This is a genomic window from Serratia sp. CY74737 (assembly GCF_052166775.1).
In the GTDB taxonomy this organism is placed as follows: Bacteria; Pseudomonadota; Gammaproteobacteria; order Enterobacterales; family Enterobacteriaceae; genus Serratia; species Serratia ureilytica.
In genome coordinates this window covers 1-18882 of the sequence record NZ_JBJNOF010000016.1, presented here as the reverse complement: position 1 = coordinate 18882, position 18882 = coordinate 1, and the positions used below count along the sequence as shown (strand labels likewise).

Annotated in this window: 23 protein-coding genes; 19 read left to right on the top strand and 4 right to left on the bottom strand. The window is 59.4% G+C overall.

Annotated features, from left to right (window positions below; all coding sequences use genetic code 11):
• Positions 1–41 precede the first annotated feature (41 nt).
• Both ACJ8PE_RS20800 and ACJ8PE_RS20795 read right to left on the bottom strand, forming a co-directional pair.
• Positions 42–275 (bottom strand): YheU family protein, encoded by a 234-nt coding sequence (locus ACJ8PE_RS20800; RefSeq protein WP_004930376.1) that lies wholly within the window; start codon positions 273–275, stop codon positions 42–44.
• Positions 272–1252, bottom strand: a complete 981-nt coding sequence (locus ACJ8PE_RS20795; protein ID WP_016930342.1) for a hydrolase — start codon at positions 1250–1252, stop codon at positions 272–274. The genes ACJ8PE_RS20800 and ACJ8PE_RS20795 overlap by 4 nt, the downstream gene beginning before the upstream one ends.
• A gap of 118 nt (positions 1253–1370) precedes the next feature.
• On the opposite strand from ACJ8PE_RS20795, the gene ACJ8PE_RS20790 reads away from it, so the two are divergent.
• The 6 genes from ACJ8PE_RS20790 (at position 1371) to tauD (ending at position 6332) form a co-directional block, all read left to right on the top strand.
• Complete coding sequence (locus ACJ8PE_RS20790; RefSeq protein WP_171404490.1) at positions 1371–1973, top strand: LysE family translocator; 603 nt, start codon at positions 1371–1373, stop codon at positions 1971–1973.
• An 11-nt stretch (positions 1974–1984) separates the two neighbouring features.
• Positions 1985–2767 (top strand): PhzF family phenazine biosynthesis protein, encoded by a 783-nt coding sequence (locus tag ACJ8PE_RS20785; RefSeq protein WP_197760611.1) that lies wholly within the window; start codon positions 1985–1987, stop codon positions 2765–2767.
• 114 nt (positions 2768–2881) lie between these two features.
• Complete coding sequence (gene tauA, locus ACJ8PE_RS20780) at positions 2882–3877, top strand: taurine ABC transporter substrate-binding protein (protein WP_004930383.1); 996 nt, start codon at positions 2882–2884, stop codon at positions 3875–3877.
• 9 nt (positions 3878–3886) lie between these two features.
• Positions 3887–4654 carry a taurine ABC transporter ATP-binding subunit gene (tauB, locus tag ACJ8PE_RS20775; protein WP_033645255.1) on the top strand — a complete coding sequence of 256 codons (768 nt, stop codon included), beginning with the start codon at positions 3887–3889 and terminating at the stop codon, positions 4652–4654.
• Positions 4651–5487 carry a taurine ABC transporter permease TauC gene (gene tauC / locus ACJ8PE_RS20770; RefSeq protein WP_117187570.1) on the top strand — a complete coding sequence of 279 codons (837 nt, stop codon included), beginning with the start codon at positions 4651–4653 and terminating at the stop codon, positions 5485–5487. The genes tauB and tauC overlap by 4 nt, the downstream gene beginning before the upstream one ends.
• Entirely contained in the window at positions 5484–6332 is an 849-nt protein-coding gene (gene tauD, locus ACJ8PE_RS20765) for a taurine dioxygenase (RefSeq protein WP_187048450.1), read from the top strand. The genes tauC and tauD overlap by 4 nt, the downstream gene beginning before the upstream one ends.
• Positions 6333–6338: 6 nt before the next feature.
• Here tauD and ACJ8PE_RS20760 read toward each other — a convergent pair whose 3' ends face one another.
• Positions 6339–8252: an ABC transporter ATP-binding protein gene (locus tag ACJ8PE_RS20760; protein ID WP_442536860.1), complete on the bottom strand. Its 1914-nt coding sequence runs from the start codon at positions 8250–8252 to the stop codon at positions 6339–6341.
• A 129-nt stretch (positions 8253–8381) separates the two neighbouring features.
• On the opposite strand from ACJ8PE_RS20760, the gene kefG reads away from it, so the two are divergent.
• From kefG to slyD, 4 genes are all read left to right on the top strand, one after another.
• Positions 8382–8933: a glutathione-regulated potassium-efflux system ancillary protein KefG gene (gene kefG, locus ACJ8PE_RS20755; RefSeq protein WP_028127618.1), complete on the top strand. Its 552-nt coding sequence runs from the start codon at positions 8382–8384 to the stop codon at positions 8931–8933.
• A gap of 2 nt (positions 8934–8935) precedes the next feature.
• A complete protein-coding gene (gene kefB, locus ACJ8PE_RS20750; protein WP_033651722.1) occupies positions 8936–10744 on the top strand; it encodes a glutathione-regulated potassium-efflux system protein KefB in 1809 nt (602 codons plus the stop codon).
• A 14-nt stretch (positions 10745–10758) separates the two neighbouring features.
• The gene (locus tag ACJ8PE_RS20745) at positions 10759–10962 is read left to right on the top strand and encodes a YheV family putative zinc ribbon protein (RefSeq protein WP_015379274.1); all 204 of its coding nucleotides are present in this window, start codon (positions 10759–10761) and stop codon (positions 10960–10962) included.
• 112 nt (positions 10963–11074) lie between these two features.
• A complete protein-coding gene (gene slyD / locus ACJ8PE_RS20740; RefSeq protein WP_115436588.1) occupies positions 11075–11674 on the top strand; it encodes a peptidylprolyl isomerase in 600 nt (199 codons plus the stop codon).
• A 63-nt stretch (positions 11675–11737) separates the two neighbouring features.
• Here slyD and ACJ8PE_RS20735 read toward each other — a convergent pair whose 3' ends face one another.
• On the bottom strand, positions 11738–11965 hold the full coding sequence (locus ACJ8PE_RS20735) for a SlyX family protein (protein ID WP_033645250.1): 228 nt from the start codon (positions 11963–11965) through the stop codon (positions 11738–11740).
• A gap of 356 nt (positions 11966–12321) precedes the next feature.
• On the opposite strand from ACJ8PE_RS20735, the gene fkpA reads away from it, so the two are divergent.
• The 9 genes from fkpA to ACJ8PE_RS20690 form a co-directional block, all read left to right on the top strand.
• The gene (gene fkpA, locus ACJ8PE_RS20730) at positions 12322–13146 is read left to right on the top strand and encodes an FKBP-type peptidyl-prolyl cis-trans isomerase (RefSeq protein WP_033645249.1); all 825 of its coding nucleotides are present in this window, start codon (positions 12322–12324) and stop codon (positions 13144–13146) included.
• A 373-nt stretch (positions 13147–13519) separates the two neighbouring features.
• Positions 13520–14242, top strand: coding sequence for a helix-turn-helix transcriptional regulator (locus ACJ8PE_RS20725; RefSeq protein WP_033645248.1), 723 nt, complete (start codon positions 13520–13522; stop codon positions 14240–14242).
• A complete protein-coding gene (gene tusD, locus ACJ8PE_RS20720) occupies positions 14242–14631 on the top strand; it encodes a sulfurtransferase complex subunit TusD (protein ID WP_042785483.1) in 390 nt (129 codons plus the stop codon). The genes ACJ8PE_RS20725 and tusD overlap by 1 nt, the downstream gene beginning before the upstream one ends.
• A 7-nt stretch (positions 14632–14638) precedes the next feature.
• Complete coding sequence (gene tusC, locus ACJ8PE_RS20715) at positions 14639–14998, top strand: sulfurtransferase complex subunit TusC (RefSeq protein WP_197793277.1); 360 nt, start codon at positions 14639–14641, stop codon at positions 14996–14998.
• A gap of 9 nt (positions 14999–15007) precedes the next feature.
• Positions 15008–15295 carry a sulfurtransferase complex subunit TusB gene (tusB, locus tag ACJ8PE_RS20710; protein WP_033645246.1) on the top strand — a complete coding sequence of 96 codons (288 nt, stop codon included), beginning with the start codon at positions 15008–15010 and terminating at the stop codon, positions 15293–15295.
• A gap of 143 nt (positions 15296–15438) precedes the next feature.
• Entirely contained in the window at positions 15439–15813 is a 375-nt protein-coding gene (gene rpsL, locus ACJ8PE_RS20705) for a 30S ribosomal protein S12 (protein WP_004930426.1), read from the top strand.
• Positions 15814–15909: 96 nt separating this feature from the next.
• Positions 15910–16380, top strand: coding sequence for a 30S ribosomal protein S7 (gene rpsG / locus ACJ8PE_RS20700; RefSeq protein ID WP_004956203.1), 471 nt, complete (start codon positions 15910–15912; stop codon positions 16378–16380).
• A gap of 93 nt (positions 16381–16473) precedes the next feature.
• Complete coding sequence (gene fusA / locus ACJ8PE_RS20695) at positions 16474–18588, top strand: elongation factor G (RefSeq protein WP_033645245.1); 2115 nt, start codon at positions 16474–16476, stop codon at positions 18586–18588.
• Positions 18589–18658: 70 nt separating this feature from the next.
• A partial coding sequence (locus ACJ8PE_RS20690) for a GTP-binding protein (protein WP_008502775.1) occupies positions 18659–18882 on the top strand: 224 nt, incomplete at its 3' end.

Below are 18882 nucleotides of genomic sequence, written 5' to 3'. Positions count from 1 at the left end.
TGTTACCTGATTTTTTCCGTCAGTCATAGAACCGGGCGCCACTAAATTTCTTCCTGCCCGGCGCGGAACTGACCGCGCGGCATGATGTTGACGCTCTCATGCAGTTCCGACCACACCAGCACCACCTCGCCGTTTTTCAGCTGGCGGCGCACGTCCTCCACCTTCTGCTCCAGCGATCGTTCGTGCTCGCCGTAATCGGTGCCTTCGCGCAGCACAAAGGATTCGATCAGGCTGTTCAGGGTGTCGGTTGCCAGTTCTTGCCAGGGAATAATCACGTCGGAATGTCCAGATAAGGGGAAAGCCAGGCCGGAATGCGATGCTCCAGCCACATGTGCGGTTTTTTCAGCGTGCCGCCGACGAAGCCGACGTGGCCGCCGAACTCAGTCAGCTGATATTCGATATTGCGCGGCAGGCCGGCGACGTCGGGGATCACCTCAGGGGTCATGAAAGGGTCGTCCTTCGCATGGATGATCAGCAGCGGCGTCTGGATGGACGGCAACAGCGGCAGGGCGCTGCAGCGGCGATAATAGTCGGTGGCGTCGCTGAAGCCGTGAATGCGCGAAGTGATGGCATCGTCGAACTCGCGGATGCGCCGCAAACCGTTCAGCTGTGACAGCTTGAGCGGCAGGGTGTCCGGATAGTGCAACAGCTTGCGGGTGGCGTTTTGTTTCAGCTGCCCCAGCAGGTAGCGCTGATAAACGCGGGAGAAGCCTTGTTCCATGCGGTAGGCGCAGGGTTCCAGCATCAGCGGCGCCGAGACCACCACCGCCGCCTGCAGCAGGCTGTCGGCGCCTTGCTGCGCCAGATAGCAGGCCAGCATGTTGCCGCCGAGCGAAACGCCTACCGCCGCGGTTGGCACTTCGCCGTAGCGGTCGCGCAGCCAGCGCAGAAAGAAGCGCGCGTCTTCGGTTTCGCCGGAGTGATAGATGCGCTGTTTGCGGTTGGGCACGCCGCTGCAGCCGCGAAAGTGCATCACCACGCCCAGCCAGCCGCGATCGCGCCAGGCGTTGAGCAGGCCATGCGCGTAGGGGCTGTAGAAGCTGCCCTCCAGGCCGTGGAACAGCACCGCGCGCGGTTTGTCGCGCGCCTGCGCCGGATCCTCGCTCCAGGCGAGATCGACGAAATCGCCGTCGGGCAATTCCAGCCGTTGCCAATGCGGTTTCAATAACACGCGGCGGCGCACCAGCCGCGGCAACAGCGTTTGCAGGTGCGGGTTACTGGCCCCGGTCAGAGGGCGAAAGGTGTTAGGCATAGGCTGAGTAAAATGTTGTGGGCGGCTATTGTGAGATCCCTAGCGCACTGTTAGCTTCAATACCAAGAATTAACAATGATACTGCAAAAAAGCGCCTTGGGTGAGGAGCACCCGTGCCATGGAACCGAGTTTATTCCTTTCGATGCTGGGCTTCCTGTGGGTCGCGGCCATCACGCCTGGCCCCAATAATCTGCTGCTGACCACTTCCGGCGCTAACTTCGGCTTTATGCGATCGCTGTGGCTGATGGTCGGCATCATGCTCGGCATGCAAAGCATTTTGCTGCTGGTGGCCTTCGGCGTCGGCAGCCTGATCCTGGTTTACCCGTCGCTGCACCTGATCCTGAAAATCCTCGGCAGTTTGTACCTGCTGTGGCTGGCGTGGAAAGTCGCCACCGCCGCCTATGAAAAGCTGGAAACCGACGTGGCGCCGCCGCAGCCGGTGCGGCTGTATCAGGGCTGGCTGCTGCAGTTCCTCAACCCGAAAGCCTGGCTGATGGCGCTGGGCGCGGTGGCGAGCTTCAGTCTGGCGGGCGATAAGTACAACGGTTCCATTGCGGCGATCGCGCTGGGCATTTTGGCGGTAAACATCGTCGCCGGCGTTATCTGGCTGGCGTTCGGCACGGTGATCGGCCGCCTGCTGCGCAGCAAAAAGGCCTGGATTATCTTCAACGTTTCCATGGGGCTGCTGACTGCAGCCTGTGTATTACTGATTTGGCATTAAGGAGCGGAACGATGGCGGAAAACTATTATCACGTGGTCGCCTTTACCGGTGAGGGGCTGCGCGGCAACCCGGCCGGGGTCTGCCTGCTGACGCAGCCACTGCCGACGGAGCGGATGCAGGCGATCGCCAACGAGATCGGCCTGCCGGAGACCAGCTTTGTCTGGGATGACGGCGACATGACCGCCATTCGCTGGTTTACCCCGGAGCGTGAGGTCGATCTTTGCGGCCACGGCACGCTGGCGGCGGCGCATATTATGTTCAGCGCGGTTAACCCGGCGCTGAAGGATATTCGCTTCAGATCGGCCGGCGGCGAGCTGTTCGTCAAGCGCGATGAGCGGGATGGGGAGCGGCTGGTGCTTGATTTCCCCGCCAGGCCGCCGCAGAAAGTCGCCGAACCGGCGGGCCTCGCGGCGCTGCTGGGCGTGCAGCCGCAGGAAGTGTGGCAGGCGAAAGCGCTGCTGGCGGTGGTGGAAAATGAGGCGCAGGTGCGCGCGCTGCGCCCGGACATCCCGGCGCTGATCGCATTGGCCGGCCGCGCGGTGATCGTCACCGCGCCGGGTGACACCGTGGACTTCGTGTCGCGCTATTTCACGCTCGACGGCGGCGAGGATCCGGTGACCGGTTCCGCGCATTGTACGTTGATGCCTTACTGGACGGCGCGTCTCGGCCGCCATCGGTTGCACGCCCGGCAGATTTCGGCGCGCGGCGGCGAGCTGTTCTGCGAACTGCAAGGGGACCGCACGCTGCTCGGCGGCTACGCTCACGTGTTCTTGCGCGGGACGATCGTGCTGTGATTCGCTTTAATATTACCTAAGGTAATAAAGAAGACTTTTTTATTCTTTTATCGCCCGTCATCGCTCAGATAAAACTGTCAGCAACTGAACAGATTTTTATCAACGGAGCGGAACATGGCGGGCAAACTCTTTTCTTTACGCAACGCGGCGCTGCTGGCGCTGTCGCTCAGCGCGGCCAGCGCCTATGCGGTGGACGTCACCGTGGCGTACCAGACGTCGGCGGAGCCGGCCAAGGTGGCGCAGGCGGAAAACAGCTTCGCCAAACAGTCCGGTGCGACCGTCGACTGGCGTAAGTTCGACAGCGGCTCCAGCGTGTTGCGCGCGCTGGCCTCCGGCGACGTGCAGATCGGCAATATCGGCTCCAGCCCGCTGGCGGTGGCCGCCAGCCAAAAACTCCCCATCGAAGTGTTCCTCATCGCCTCGCAGCTCGGCAGTTCCGAAGCGTTGGTGGTGAAGAATGACATCAAAAGCCCGCAGGATCTGATCGGCAAACGCATCGCGGTGCCGTTTATTTCTACGACTCATTACAGCCTGCTGGCCTCGCTCAAACATTGGGGCATCAAGCCTGAACAGGTGAAGATCCTCAATCTGCAGCCGCCGGCCATCGCCGCCGCCTGGCAGCGCGGCGACATCGACGGCGCCTACGTCTGGGCGCCGGTGGTCAACGAACTGGCCAAACAAGGCAAGGTGTTGACCGACTCCGCGCAGGTGGGCGAATGGGGTTCGCCAACCCTGGACGTGTGGGTGGTGCGCAAAGACTTTGCCGAGAAACATCCCGACGTGGTGACCGCCTTTGCCGCCAGCGCCCTACAGGCGCAGAAGGCCTACCTGGCGGCGCCGGAACAGTGGCTGAAAGATCCGAGCCATCTCAGCACCTTGGCGCGCTTGAGCGGCGTGCCGGAAGCGCAGGTGCCGGAGCTGGTGAAGGGGAACCGTTATCTGCCGGTGGCGGATCAGGTCGCCCAACTCGGCCAGCCGGTGGACAAGGCAATCCGCGATACCGCCGAATTCCTCAAGCAGCAGGGCAAGATCCCGCAGGTCGACAGCGACTACAGCGCTTACGTCACCGACCGTTTTGTGAAACAGGTGCAGGCTGCGCCGCAGTCGTAAGGAAGCAGGATGCTAAACGTCAGCCATCTTTCAGCAGAATATCAGGGGCGGCCCGCGCTGCGTGACGTGTCGTTCCAGATCGCCGCCGGGCAACTGGTGGTGGTGCTCGGCCCGTCGGGCTGCGGCAAAACCACGCTGCTGAATTTAATCGCCGGGTTTATCGAGCCTTCAGCTGGCAGCATCACGCTGGATGGAACGTCCGTTCATGGCCCAAGCGCCGAACGGGGCGTGGTGTTCCAGCATGAGGGTTTACTGCCGTGGCGTAACGTGGTGGACAACGTCGAGTTCGGCCTGCAGCTGGCCGGCGTCGGCAAGGCGCAGCGCCGCCAGGTGGCGGAGCAGATGTTGCAGCGCGTCGGTCTGGCCGGTTACGAGCGGCATTTCATCTGGCAGCTTTCCGGCGGCATGCGCCAACGCGTCGGCATCGCCCGCGCCCTGGCCGCCGATCCGCGTCTGCTGTTGCTGGATGAACCGTTCGGCGCGCTGGACGCGTTCACTCGCGAGCAGATGCAGGAGCTGCTGCTGACCATCTGGCGCGATACCGGCAAGCAGGTGCTGCTGATTACTCACGATATTGAAGAGGCGGTGTTCCTCGCCAGCGAACTGTTGCTGCTGTCGCCGGGGCCGGGGCAGGTGGTGGAGCGGCTGTCGCTGAACTTCGGCCAACGCTATGCCGACGGCGAAGCCTGCCGCTCGATTAAGTCCGATCCTGAATTTATCGCGCAGCGCGAATACGTGCTGGGCAAAGTTTTCCAACAGCGCGAGGCCTTGTTATGAGCCTGCATTCCACGTTAAAGGCCGCGGCGCAGCCGCAGGGCAAAGCGACGCGCCGTTTCAGCGTGCCGCGCAACGTTTGGCTGAGCGGCGCCACGCTGTTGACGGTGTTGATCGTCTGGTGGGGCGTGACGGCGCTGCAGCTGATCAGCCCGCTGTTCCTACCGGCGCCGCAGCAGGTATTGCATCAGTTGATCACCATCGCCAGCCCACAAGGCTTTATGGACGCCACGCTGTGGCAGCATCTGGCGGCCAGCCTGGGGCGCATTTTGGTGGCGCTGCTGGCGGCGGTGATCGTCGGCGTTCCGGTGGGCATCGCCATGGGGCTGAACGACACGGTGCGCGGCATCCTCGATCCGCTGATTGAGATCTATCGTCCGGTGCCGCCGTTGGCGTATTTGCCGCTGATGGTGATTTGGTTCGGCATCGGCGAAACCTCGAAGATCTTGCTGATTTATCTGGCGATTTTCGCGCCGGTGACGCTCTCCGCCGTGGCGGGCGTGCGCAGCGTGGCGCAGGTGCGGGTACGCGCCGCTCGCGCGCTGGGCGCCACGCGTTGGCAGGTGCTGCGTTTCGTGGTGCTGCCGAGCGCGCTGCCGGAGATCCTGACCGGCATTCGCATCGGGCTGGGCGTCGGCTGGTCGACGCTGGTAGCCGCCGAACTGATCGCCGCCACGCGCGGCCTGGGATTTATGGTGCAATCCGCCGGTGAGTTTCTGGCGACCGACGTGGTGCTGGCCGGCATCGGCGTGATTGCGGTGATTGCATTTGGGTTGGAGCTGGGGCTGCGCGCCCTGCAGCGCCGATTGACCCCGTGGCATGGAGTACAGCAATGAACGAACGTCTGAATATCACCCCGCTGGGGCCTTACATCGGGGCGCTGGTGGAAAATGTCGAGTTGGCCCGGCCGTTGGGCGATGGCCAGTTTGAACAGCTTTATCATGCGCTGCTCAAGCATCAGGTGCTGTTCTTCCGCAACCAGCCGATCACGCCGCTGCAGCAGCGCGATCTGGCCGGCCGCTTCGGCGATCTGCATATCCATCCGGTCTATCCGCACGCCACCGACGTGGAAGAGATCATCGTGCTCGATACCCACGACGACAACCCGCCGGACAACGACAACTGGCACACCGACGTGACCTTTATCGAGAACCCGCCGCTGGGGGCGATCCTGGCGGCCAAGACGCTGCCTGTCACCGGCGGCGATACGCTGTGGGCCAGCGGCATCGCCGCTTATGAGGCGCTGTCGGCGCCGTTCAGAACGCTGCTCGCGGGGCTGCGCGCGGAACATGACTTCACCAAGTCGTTCCCGGAGCACAAGCATCGCGGCAGTGAAGAAGAGCATCAGCGCTGGCAACTGGCGGTGCAGAAAAACCCGCCGCTGTTGCATCCGGTGGTGCGTACCCATCCGGTCAGCGGCCGGCAGGCGCTGTTCGTCAATGAAGGGTTCACCACGCGGATCGTCGATCTGGCGCCGAAGGAGAGCGACGCTTTACTGAATTTCCTGTTTGCTCACATCACCAAACCGGAGTTTCAGGTGCGCTGGCGTTGGCAGGAGAATGACGTGGCGATCTGGGATAACCGCGTGACGCAGCACTACGCCAACGCGGATTATCTGCCGCAGCGGCGCATCATGCACCGCGCGACCATTCTGGGGGACAAGCCCTTTTACAAGGCGTAACAACGGTTAGGCGTCGAACGCCTGCGTTAACTGCTCCAGCTGTTCCTGCGCATCCAGCCAGGTCATTTCCGTCTCTTCGAGCGCGGATTTGGCCTGGCTTTGCTTTTGCAGGCAGTCGGTCAGTTCGGCCTTGCGGCTGATGTCGTACAGTGCGGAATCCGCCAACTGCTCTTCCACCGCCGCCAGTTCGGCGCCCAGTTTTTCCATCTGCTGTTCCAGCTTGGCGATCTGCTTGCGCAGCGGTTGGGTTTGCGTACGGAACTCCGCCTCGCGGCGTTTTTGATCCTTGCGCGCCTGCGCGCTGTTGGCGCCGCTCTCTTTTTCCGGCGCGTCCTGTTGGCTTTCCTGGCGCTGCAGATCGATCAGCCACTGCTGATAATCGTCGAGATCGCCTTCGAAAGGCTCGACCTGGCCATCGTGCACCAGGTACAGATCGTCGGTGGTGGAGCGCAGCAGGTGACGGTCGTGCGAGACCACCACCAATGCGCCTTCGAAATCGATCAGCGCCTCGGTCAGCGCCTGGCGCATGTCGAGATCCAGGTGGTTGGTCGGTTCATCGAGCAGCAGCAGGTTCGGGCGCTGCCAGACGATCAGCGCCAGCACCAGCCGCGCCTTCTCGCCGCCGGAGAAGCGTTCGGTGATTTCACAGACCTTGTCGCCCTGGAAGCCGAAACCGCCCAGATAATCGCGCAGCTGTTGCTCCAGCACCCGTGGCGCGATACGGCTCAGGTGCTGCAGCGGCGATTCGTCGGCGCGCAGGAATTCCAGCTGGTGCTGAGCGAAGTAACCCAGCTTGATGCCTTTCGCCAGGCCGATCTCGCCGCTCAGCGGCTCCAGGGTGCCGGCCAGCAGTTTGATCAGCGTCGATTTACCGGCGCCGTTGCGGCCGAGCAGGCCAATGCGTGAGCCGGGCACCAGGTTCAGTTTGATGGACTTCAGGATCACCTTGTCGCCGTACCCGGCGCTGACTTTTTCCATGCGCAGCAGCGGGTTCGGCAGGCTTTCCGGCGGCCGGAAGCTGAAGGTGAACGGGTTGTCGACGTGCGCCGGGGCGATCAGCTCCATGCGCTCCAGCATCTTGATGCGGCTCTGCGCCTGCTTGGCCTTGGTCGCCTGCGCGCGGAAACGGTCGATATAGCTTTGCAGGTGCGCCACTTTTTCTTGCTGGTGCTGATACAGCGACTGCTGCTGCGCCAGTTTGGTGGCGCGTTGGCGTTCGAACGACGAGTAGTTGCCGGTGTACTCGTTCATCGTCTGCTGTTCGATATGCAGGATCTTGTCGACGATCGGATCGAGGAAGTCGCGGTCGTGCGAGATAAGCACCAGCGTGCCGGGATAGCTTTTCAGCCAGCGCTCCAGCCAGATCACCGCATCGAGATCCAGGTGGTTGGTCGGTTCGTCGAGCAGCAGCAGATCGGAACGGCACACCAACGCCTGCGCCAGGTTAAGACGCATGCGCCAGCCGCCGGAAAAGTCGCGCACCGGGCTTTGCAGTTGTTCGTTGGAGAAGCCGAGACCGTGCAGCAGGCTGGCGGCGCGGGAACGAATGGTCCAGGCGTCGATGGCGTCCAGCTTGCCGTGCAGGGTGGCGATGGCGTGGCCGTCGTTGCGGTCGTTGGCGGCCTGCAGTTCGGCTTCGAGCTGGCGAAACTCGCGGTCGCCGTCGATAACATACTCGATCGCCGGCACGTCCAGCGCCGGCGTCTCCTGGTTGACCCAGGCCAGCGCCCAGTTGCCGGGGAAGGTGAAGCTGCCGCCATCCGCCGCGATCTCGCCCTTCAGCAGCGACAACAGCGTGGATTTGCCGCAGCCGTTTTTGCCGACCAGGCCGACCTTCTGACCTGGATTAACCGTCGCCGTGGCGTTGTCCAGCAGGACGCGGATGCCGCGTCGGATTTGTAGCGAGGAGAATACAATCATAAAGCGCCGTATGTTCAGAGTATGTTAAATTATCATTAAGGTAACAGAACGCGCACCGCGCGCTGTTTTTGTCTTTGCGATGCATGGTAACGGAAAACCGCTACCCTGACGACGCTTTGGAGGGGAATGATGTCGCAGCCGCCCAAGGTCTTGCTGCTGTATGCCCATCCGGAATCCCATGACTCGGTGGCGAACCGGGTTTTGCTTCGACCGGCGCAGCAATTGGAACATGTCACCGTGCACGATCTCTACGCGCACTACCCTGATTTTTTTATCGATATTCATCACGAACAACAGCTGCTGCGTGAGCATCAGGTCATCGTGTTTCAGCACCCGCTGTATACCTACAGCTGCCCGGCGCTGCTGAAGGAATGGCTGGATCGCGTGCTGGCGCGCGGCTTCGCCAGCGGCGTGGGCGGCAATGCGCTGGCGGGCAAATACTGGCGTTCGGTGATCACCACCGGCGAGCCGGAAGGCGCCTACCGCACCGGCGGTTATAACCATTATCCGATGGAAGATATCCTGCGGCCGTTCGAGTTGACCGCCGGGATGTGCCATATGCACTGGTTGACGCCGTTCGTGGTCTATTGGGCGCGGCGGCAAAAGCCGGAGGTGCTGCGCAGCCACGCAGACGCCTACGGGGAGTGGCTGAGCCACCCGCTGCCGCACGGGGGGCGGTGATCATGGAAGGATCGACCTTACTGACCGCCATTTTACTGTTCCTGTTCGCCGCGGTGGTGACGGTGCCGATCGCCCGTCGCCTGGGGATCGGCGCGGTGCTGGGGTATCTGATCGCCGGCATCGCCATCGGCCCGTGGGGATTGGGTTTTATTCGCGACGTTGACGAGATCCTGCACTTCTCCGAGCTGGGCGTGGTGTTCCTGATGTTCATCATCGGCCTGGAGCTGAACCCCAGCAAGCTGTGGGAGCTGCGGCGCTCGATTTTCGGCGCCGGCGCCGGCCAGGTGCTGATCACCGCGGCGGTGCTGGGCGCATTGCTGTACCTGACGCACTTCGCCTGGCAGGCGGCGGTGATCGGCGGCGTTGGCCTGGCGATGTCTTCCACCGCCATGGCGCTGCAGCTGATGCGCGAAAAGGGCATGAACCGCAACGAAGGCGGGCAGCTGGGTTTCTCGGTGCTGCTGTTCCAGGATATGGCGGTGATCCCGGCGCTGGCGTTGATCCCCATTCTGGCCGGCGCCGGCGGCACCAGCGACGACTGGGCGAAGATCGCGCTCAAGGTGGCGGCGTTCGGCGGCATGCTGATCGGCGGCCGCTTCCTGCTGCGGCCGCTGTTCCGCTATATCGCCGCTTCCGGCGTGCGCGAGATCTTTACCGCCGCGGCGCTGCTGCTGGTGCTCGGCTCGGCGCTGTTTATGGAGACGCTCGGCCTGTCGATGGCGCTCGGCACCTTCATCGCCGGCGTGCTGCTGGCGGAGAGCGAATACCGCCACGAACTGGAGATCTCCATCGAGCCGTTTAAAGGGCTGCTGCTGGGGCTGTTCTTTATCTCGGTGGGCATGGTGTTGAATATCGGCGTGCTCTACACCCATCTGGCCGAGGTGTTGATCGGCGTGTTGGCGTTGGTGGCGGTGAAATCCGGCGTGCTCTACGGCGTATCGCGCCTGTTCGGCCTGCGCAGTTCGGTACGCCTGCAGTTCGCCGGCGTGCTCAGCCAGGGCGGTGAGTTCGCCTTCGTGCTGTTTTCGGCGGCGGGCGCCCAAAAGGTGCTGCAGCCAGATCAACTCTCTTTGCTGCTGGTGGTGGTGACGCTGTCGATGATGACCACGCCGCTGTTGATGCAGGCCATCGATCGCATTTTGGCGCGCCGCTATAACGCCAAAGACGAAGACGAGGAGACGCCGTACGTGGAAGATGACGATCCGCAGGTGATCATCGTCGGCTTCGGGCGTTTTGGCCAGGTGATCGGCCGCCTGCTGATGGCCAACAAAATGCGCATTACCGTACTGGAACGCGACGTCAGCGCCGTCGGCGTGCTGCGTCGCTACGGTTACAAGGTCTATTACGGCGACGCCACCGAGTTGGAGCTACTGCGCGCGGCAGGCGCAGAGAAGGCCAAGTCGATCGTGATCACCAGCAATGAGCCGGAAGACACCATGGCGATCGTGCGGCTGTGCCAGCAGCACTTCCCGAACCTGAGCATCCTGGCGCGCGCGCGCGGCCGCGTGGAGGCGCATGAGCTGCTGCAGGCGGGCGTAAAACAGTTCAGCCGCGAGACCTTCTCCAGCGCGCTGGAACTGGGGCGCAAGGCGCTGATGGAATTGGGCATGCACCCGCATCAGGCCTTTCGCGCCCAGCAGCATTTCCGTCGTCTGGATATGCGCATGCTGCGTGAGCTGATGCCGCCGCATCAGGGCGACGTGGCGCAAATTTCTCGCGTGAAAGAGGCGCGGCGCGAGCTGGAAGAGCTCTTCCATCGCGAAATGCAAAAAGAAAGTCGCCAGTTTGACGGCTGGGATGAATACGAATAAGCGGGAGCATAACGATGTCTGCAACACGTAAGAGATTTATCGCCGGAGCGGTGTGCCCGAGCTGTAGCGCCATGGATACGCTGGCGGTATGGCGGGAGGATCAGGTGGAAGTGGTGGAGTGCGTCAAGTGCGGCCATCACCAGCGCCAGACCGAACAACAGGTGGAAAAACACGTTCGACCGCAAGAGCAGGTGATCGGCATTTTTCAGCCGAAGTAGCGTTTTTTTATCCCGAAGGGTACAGCGAGGCAGATTTCCGTTACAATCTGTCCGGAAAAGGCGCGCATCCCGATAACGGTGCGCGTCCTAGTAGCCAACGGTAGGAGATATCATGAAAGTAGCAAAAGACTTGGTGGTCAGCCTGGCTTACCAAGTACGTACAGAAGACGGTGTTTTGGTTGATGAGTCTCCGGTGAGCGCACCGCTGGACTATCTGCACGGGCATGGTTCTCTGATCGCAGGTCTGGAAAAAGCGCTCGAAGGCCACGACGTTGGCGATCGTTTTGACGTTCACGTCGGCGCGAACGACGCGTACGGCAACTACGACGAAAACCTGGTGCAGCGCGTACCGAAAGACGTCTTCATGGGCGTTGACGAACTGCAGGTCGGCATGCGTTTCCTGGCTGACACCGATCAGGGCCCGGTACCGGTTGAAATCACTGAAGTTGACGGCGACCACGTTGTGGTTGACGGCAACCACATGCTGGCCGGCCAAAACCTGAACTTCAACGTGGAAGTTGTCGCGATCCGCGAAGCGACCGCAGAAGAACTGGCGCACGGTCACGTACACGGCGAGCACGATCATCACCACGAGCACGGTGAAGGCTGCTGCGGCGGTCACGGCCACAGCCACGATCACGACCATGGTCACGACCATGGTCACGACCACGGTAAAGGCGGTTGCGGCAACGGCGGTTGCGGCTGCCACTAAGCAGAACGCAATTCCGAGACGAGAGGGCAGCCATTGGCTGCCCTTTTTTATGCGCGGCGCCCCTCAATAGTGCGGCGGAGGGGTTTCTTCCGATTGCGAGGCGATCATCGAGGTTTGGGTCGAGCGCAGTTTGTCGGTCAACATGCGCAGGTGCTCGCGCATCTTCAGCATTTCCATCTGATGCTGGGTGACGGTCTGGTTGAGCTCTTCGATAGTGAGCTCTTGAAAAGCCTGACGGCTTTCCAGTTCTTCAAGCCGCTGTAGCAGGCTTTGAATGTCGGCGTTGTGCATGAGGCTACCTCTGACGCGATAAAATCCTGATTCGGCGCTATGGTAACAGCTGGCGTCGGGTTTGCCCGCGCTATTTCTTTGGGCGGCGCGCAACGTTGCGATCGGCAGTGTAAAGTGCTGAAAAGCTGCACGCCTGATTCGCCGTTTTTTGCTAACCTCGCCGAATATTCTGCAAGAAAAATCTGATTTATCATGTGAGTAGCACGCAGCGGGAAACTTCTTGGCAAAGCGGGAGTCACACTTTGACTCGATTGGTTACCTGTGCGACTGTTTTGTTTTGTTTCAGGCAGCTATAGTAGCCCGGTTATCTTACCTAATGATTGTTTGGGGCATTGCTTCAGACACTGGAGAAATGGATGAAATCTTTGTTTAAAGTCACGCTTCTGGCAACCACCATGGCTTTTGCTCTGAATGCGACCCAGGTCATGGCAGCCGATGCCGCTAAACCGGCGGCAGACGCGGCAGCAGCGCCAAGCACCGGCAAGTTCAAAAACGACGATGAGCAAGCGGCTTACGCACTGGGCGCCTCTCTTGGCCGTTACATGGACAACTCTCTGAAAGAGCAAGAGAAGCTGGGCATCAAGCTGGACAAAGATCAGCTGATCGCCGGCGTTCAGGACGCTTTCGCTAACAAGAGCAAGCTGAACGACGCCGACATCGAAAAGACCCTGCAGGGCTTTGAAGCGCGCGTGAAGGCTTCCGCACAGGCGAAAATGGAGCAGGACGCCAAGGACAACGAAACCAAAGGCGCCAAGTATCGCGACAGCTTCGCTAAAGAAAAAGGCGTGAAGAAAACCGAATCCGGCCTGCTGTATCAGGTAGAGAAACCGGGCGCGGGTGAAGCGCCGAAAGACAGCGACACCGTGGTGGTGAACTACAAAGGCACCCTGACCGACGGTACCGAGTTCGATAACTCCTACACCCGCGGTGAGCCGCTGTCATTCCGTCTGGACGGTGTGATCCCTGGCTGGACCGAAGGCCTGAAGCACATCAAGAAAGGCGGCAAAATCAAGCTGGTGATCCCACCGGCGCTGGCCTACGGTAAAACCGGCGTTCCGGGCATCCCGGCTAACTCCACGCTGGTCTTTGACGTCGAGCTGCTGGATGTGAAAGCGGCGCCGAAAGCTGACGCTAAAGCCGAAAAACCGGCCGACGCCAAAGCCGACGCCAAAGCGAAATAATCTCGTCGCTCTGTTTGCCACCGCCGCGGATGCCCTCCGCGGCGGTTTTCATTTCGGCAGCCGCTACCGCTCTCTCCATTGAACGCTTGACGCCTGCCGGGCATCGGGCTTAACGTCAATACCACGCGCAAACGCAAGGACTTTGCTCCGGCCGCTTTGCTAGACTAATAATTCTGACTTATCAGTCATGCGTCTGCCCCTTAGGGCGTGTACCTAAAATTGTTCCCGGCCGCCTCGCCCGCGGATGTCATCGCGCCGTTTTATGCCGCTCTCAGCCAGCCGCGCTGCAGCGCGCCGACGACGGCAGCGATCCGGCCCGAGCGGTTTTAGCTGCGCCCCCTGGCACAGGCGATCTATGAGGGTGGTATCTTCGATGTCGAATTCGCTTTTATCCAGCGAAGCCAGCGAACTTGATTTGCTGAATGAACGTCCGTTTACTCAAACGGATCATGAAATCCTGAAATCCTATGAAGCGGTGGTCGACGGGCTGGCGATGTTGATCGGCGGCCACTGCGAAATCGTATTGCACGCGCTGGAAGACTTGAACAGCTCGGCGGTGCGCATCGCCAACGGGGAACACACCGGGCGCAAAATCGGCTCGCCGATCACCGACCTGGCGCTGCGCATGCTGCACGACATGGCCGGCGACGACAGCAGTGTGTCGAAAGCCTACTTTACCCGCGCCAAGAGCGGCGTATTGATGAAATCGGTGACTATCGCCATTCGCAATCGCGAGCAGCGGGTGATTGGTTTGTTGTGCATCAACATGAACCTCGACGTGCCGTTCTCGCAGATCATGCAAACCTTTATGCCGCCGACAGCGCAGGACGTGCCGTCGTCGGTGAACTTCGCCTCTTCCGTCGACGATCTGGTGGCGCAGACGCTGGAGTTCACCATCGAAGAGGTGAACGCCGACCGCTCGGTGTCCAATAACGCCAAGAATCGACAGGTGGTGCTCAATCTCTATGAGAAAGGCATCTTCGACATCAAGGATGCGATCAATCAGGTGGCGGATCGTCTGAATATCTCCAAACACACCGTCTATCTGTACATTCGCCAGTTTAAAAGCGGCGACCTGGTGGGAAGCGACCGCTGATGCTCGACTATTGTCTGTTGGTTACCGGCCCGGCTTATGGCACGCAGCAGGCCAGCAGCGCCTATCAATTCGCTCAGGCTTTACTGGCGAAAGGGCACCGTCTTTCCAGCGTCTTTTTCTACCGTGAAGGGGTGTTGAACGCCAACCAGTTAACCGCGCCCGCCAGCGACGAATTCGATCTGGTGCGCGGCTGGACGCAGCTCGCGAAGCAACACGGCGTAGCGCTCAACGTCTGCGTGGCCGCCGCGCTGCGTCGGGGCGTCACCGACGAGCAGGAGGCGCAGCAGCAGGGGCTGGCCGGCGCCAACCTGCAGCCCGGTTTTACCCTGAGCGGGCTGGGTTCCCTGGCCGAAGCGTCGCTGAGTTGCGACCGTCTGGTGCAGTTCTGAGGAAATGATGAAACGAGTCGCTTTTGTTTTCACCCACGGGCCGCATGGCGGCGCCGGCGGCAGGGAAGGGCTGGATGCGCTGCTCGCCACGTCGGCGCTCAGTGAAGATTTGGGGGTGTTTTTTATCGGTGATGGCGTGTTGCAGCTGTTGCCGGGCCAGCAACCGGAAAAGATTTTGGCGCGCAATTATATCGCCACTTTCGGCGTACTGCCGCTGTATGACGTGGAGCGGTGTTATCTGTGCCAGGCTTCGCTGCAGGAACGCGGGCTGAGTCAGGTGACCGATTGGGTGCTGGATGCCGATGTGCTGGCGCCGGACGAACTGCGCCGTGAATTGGCCGGCTACGACGCCGTAATGACGTTTTAGGATCTTCTGATGTTGTATACCCTGAGCCATTCGCCAAACCAATGTGACCTGCCCGCGCTGTTGCGCCTGACCGCGGAGGGCGACGCGCTGCTGCTGCTGCAGGATGGCGTGCTCGCAGGCCTTGTTGGCAGCGCCCATCTTGAATCGCTGCTCGCCGCCCCCATATCCCTTTATGCGCTGCAGGACGACCTGGAAGCCAGGGGGTTGATTGGTCATTTTTCGCACAAAATCACTGTCGTCGGCTATAATCACTTCGTTGAATTAACCGAACAACACCGCAGCCAAATGGCCTGGTAATGAGAGTGATGTTGTATATTTCTTGACACCCATACTGGTCAGCCCTAAAATTCTGCGTCCTCGTACTTTGCCAGTAGTGCATACGAGGGGATTTATCACATGTTTACGAAGCTAGTACGAAGCAAAAACCAGGAGCTTTTTTAATGGCAACAATTAACCAGCTGGTTCGCAAACCACGCTCTGTGAAGGCTGCTAAAAGCAACGTTCCAGCGCTGGAAGCCTGCCCGCAGAAACGTGGCGTATGCACCCGCGTATATACCACTACCCCGAAAAAACCAAACTCCGCACTGCGTAAAGTTTGCCGTGTGCGTTTGACCAACGGTTTCGAAGTGACTTCCTACATCGGTGGCGAAGGCCACAACCTGCAGGAACACTCCGTAATCCTGATCCGTGGCGGTCGTGTAAAAGACCTGCCAGGTGTGCGTTACCACACCGTCCGTGGTGCACTTGACTGCTCCGGTGTTAAAGACCGTAAGCAAGCTCGTTCCAAGTACGGCGTGAAGAAGCCAAAGGCTTAATGGTTCTCCGTTAAGTAAGGCCAAACGTTTTAACTTTAATGTCAAAATAAACTCGTAGAGTTTTGGACAATCCTGAATTAACAACGGAGTATTTCCATGCCACGTCGTCGCGTAATCGGCCAACGTAAAATCCTGCCAGATCCTAAGTTCGGATCTGAGCTGCTGGCCAAATTTGTAAATATCCTGATGGTAGACGGTAAAAAATCTACTGCAGAAGCAATCGTCTATACCGCGCTGGAGACCCTGGCTCAGCGTTCTGGTAAAGATCACCTGGAAGCTTTCGAAGTCGCTCTCGACAACGTTCGCCCGACTGTAGAAGTTAAGTCGCGTCGCGTTGGCGGTTCTACTTATCAGGTACCAGTTGAAGTCCGCCCGGTTCGTCGTAATGCTCTGGCAATGCGTTGGATCGTTGATGCTGCACGTAAACGCGGTGATAAATCCATGGCTCTGCGCCTGGCGAACGAGCTGTCTGACGCAGCAGAGAACAAAGGTTCTGCTGTTAAGAAGCGTGAAGACGTTCACCGTATGGCCGAAGCCAACAAGGCGTTCGCCCACTACCGCTGGTAATCATCTGGCTGTAGTCATGCTAACCAAGCGGGCGCGTCAAATCGGCCCGCTTGGGTTAACTGAACTTGAACGCCCTAGGAATAGAGGAATCAAATGGCTCGTACAACACCCATTGCACGCTACCGTAACATCGGTATCAGTGCTCACATCGACGCCGGTAAAACCACCACTACCGAACGTATTCTGTTCTACACCGGTGTAAACCACAAAATCGGTGAAGTTCATGACGGCGCTGCCACCATGGACTGGATGGAACAGGAGCAGGAGCGTGGTATTACCATCACTTCTGCAGCGACGACTGCCTTCTGGTCTGGTATGGCCAAGCAGTTCGAACCGCATCGCGTAAACATCATCGACACCCCAGGGCACGTTGACTTCACCATCGAAGTAGAACGTTCCATGCGTGTGCTGGATGGCGCGGTAATGGTTTACTGTGCTGTTGGTGGTGTTCAGCCACAGTCTGAAACCGTATGGCGTCAGGCTAACAAATACAAAGTGCCACGTATCGCGTTCGTTAACAAAATGGACCGTATGGGCGCTAACTTCCTGAAAGTTGTTGGCCAGATCAAAACTCGTCTGGGCGCTAACCCTGTTCCTCTGCAGCTGGCTATCGGCGCAGAAGACAAATTCACCGGTGTTATCGACCTGGTGAAGATGAAGGCGATCAACTGGAACGAAGAAGACGCAGGCGTTACCTTCGAATACGAAGACGTCCCGGCTGACATGATGGAACTGGCTGAAGAATGGCGCCAGAACCTGATCGAATCCGCTGCGGAAGCTTCCGAAGAGCTGATGGAAAAATACCTGGGCGGCGAAGAGCTGACCGAGGCAGAAATCAAATCCGCTCTGCGTCAGCGCGTGCTGAACAACGAAATTATCCTGGTTACCTGTGGTTCTGCGTTCAAGAACAAGGGCGTACAGGCGATGCTGGATGCGGTAATCGAATACCTGCCGGCGCCAACTGACGTTCCTGCGATCAACGGTATCCTGGACGACGGTAAAGACACCCCGGCTGAGCGTCACGCAAGTGATGACGAGCCGTTCTCTGCTCTGGCGTTCAAAATCGCTACCGACCCGTTCGTAGGTAACCTGACCTTCTTCCGCGTGTACTCCGGCGTTGTTAACTCCGGCGACACCGTGCTGAACTCCGTTAAGGCTGCGCGCGAGCGTTTCGGCCGTATCGTTCAGATGCACGCCAACAAGCGTGAAGAGATCAAAGAAGTTCGCGCAGGCGACATCGCCGCTGCGATCGGTCTGAAAGACGTGACCACCGGGGACACCCTGTGTGATCCAGACTCTCCAATCATCCTGGAGCGTATGGAATTCCCTGAGCCGGTAATCTCTATCGCCGTTGAACCAAAAACCAAAGCTGACCAAGAGAAAATGGGTCTGGCTCTGGGCCGTCTGGCTAAAGAAGACCCGTCATTCCGCGTATGGACTGACGAAGAGTCTAACCAGACCATCATCGCCGGTATGGGTGAACTGCACCTCGACATCATCGTTGACCGCATGAAGCGTGAATTCAACGTTGAAGCTAACGTGGGCAAACCTCAGGTAGCTTACCGCGAAGCGATTCGCGCGAAGATTACCGATGTTGAAGGTAAGCACGCCAAGCAGTCTGGTGGTCGCGGTCAGTACGGTCACGTTGTGATCGACATGTACCCACTGGAGCCGGGCTCTAACCCGAAAGGTTACGAGTTCATCAACGACATCAAAGGCGGCGTAATTCCTGGCGAATACATCCCTGCCGTTGATAAAGGCATCCAGGAGCAGCTGAAGTCTGGTCCGTTGGCTGGTTACCCGGTAGTAGATATGGGTATTCGTCTGCACTTCGGTTCTTACCACGACGTTGACTCCTCTGAACTGGCGTTTAAACTGGCCGCATCTATCGCCTTTAAAGAAGGCTTTAAGAAAGCGAAACCAGTTCTGCTTGAGCCTATCATGAAGGTTGAAGTTGAGACTCCAGAAGAGAACACCGGTGACGTTATCGGTGACTTGAGCCGTCGTCGCGGCATGCTGCGCGGTCAGGAATCTGAAGTGACTGGCGTTAAGATCCACGCTGAAGTACCGTTGTCCGAAATGTTCGGCTACGCAACTCAGCTGCGTTCTCTGACTAAAGGTCGCGCATCATACACCATGGAATTCCTGAAGTATGATGATGCACCGAACAACGTCGCTCAGGCCGTAATCGAAGCCCGTGGCAAATAAGCCGCAGGGTTAAAACCAAAGTCCCGTGCTCTCTCCAGAAGGGGAGAGCGCTATAGTAAGGAATATAGCCGTGTCTAAAGAAAAATTTGAACGTACAAAACCGCACGTTAACGTTGGTACTATCGGCCACGTTGACCACGGTAAAACTACCCTGACTGCAGCGATCACCACCGTTCTGGCTAAAACCTACGGCGGTTCTGCACGTGCTTTCGACCAGATCGATAACGCGCCAGAAGAAAAAGCTCGTGGTATCACCATCAACACCTCTCACGTTGAGTATGACACCCCGACTCG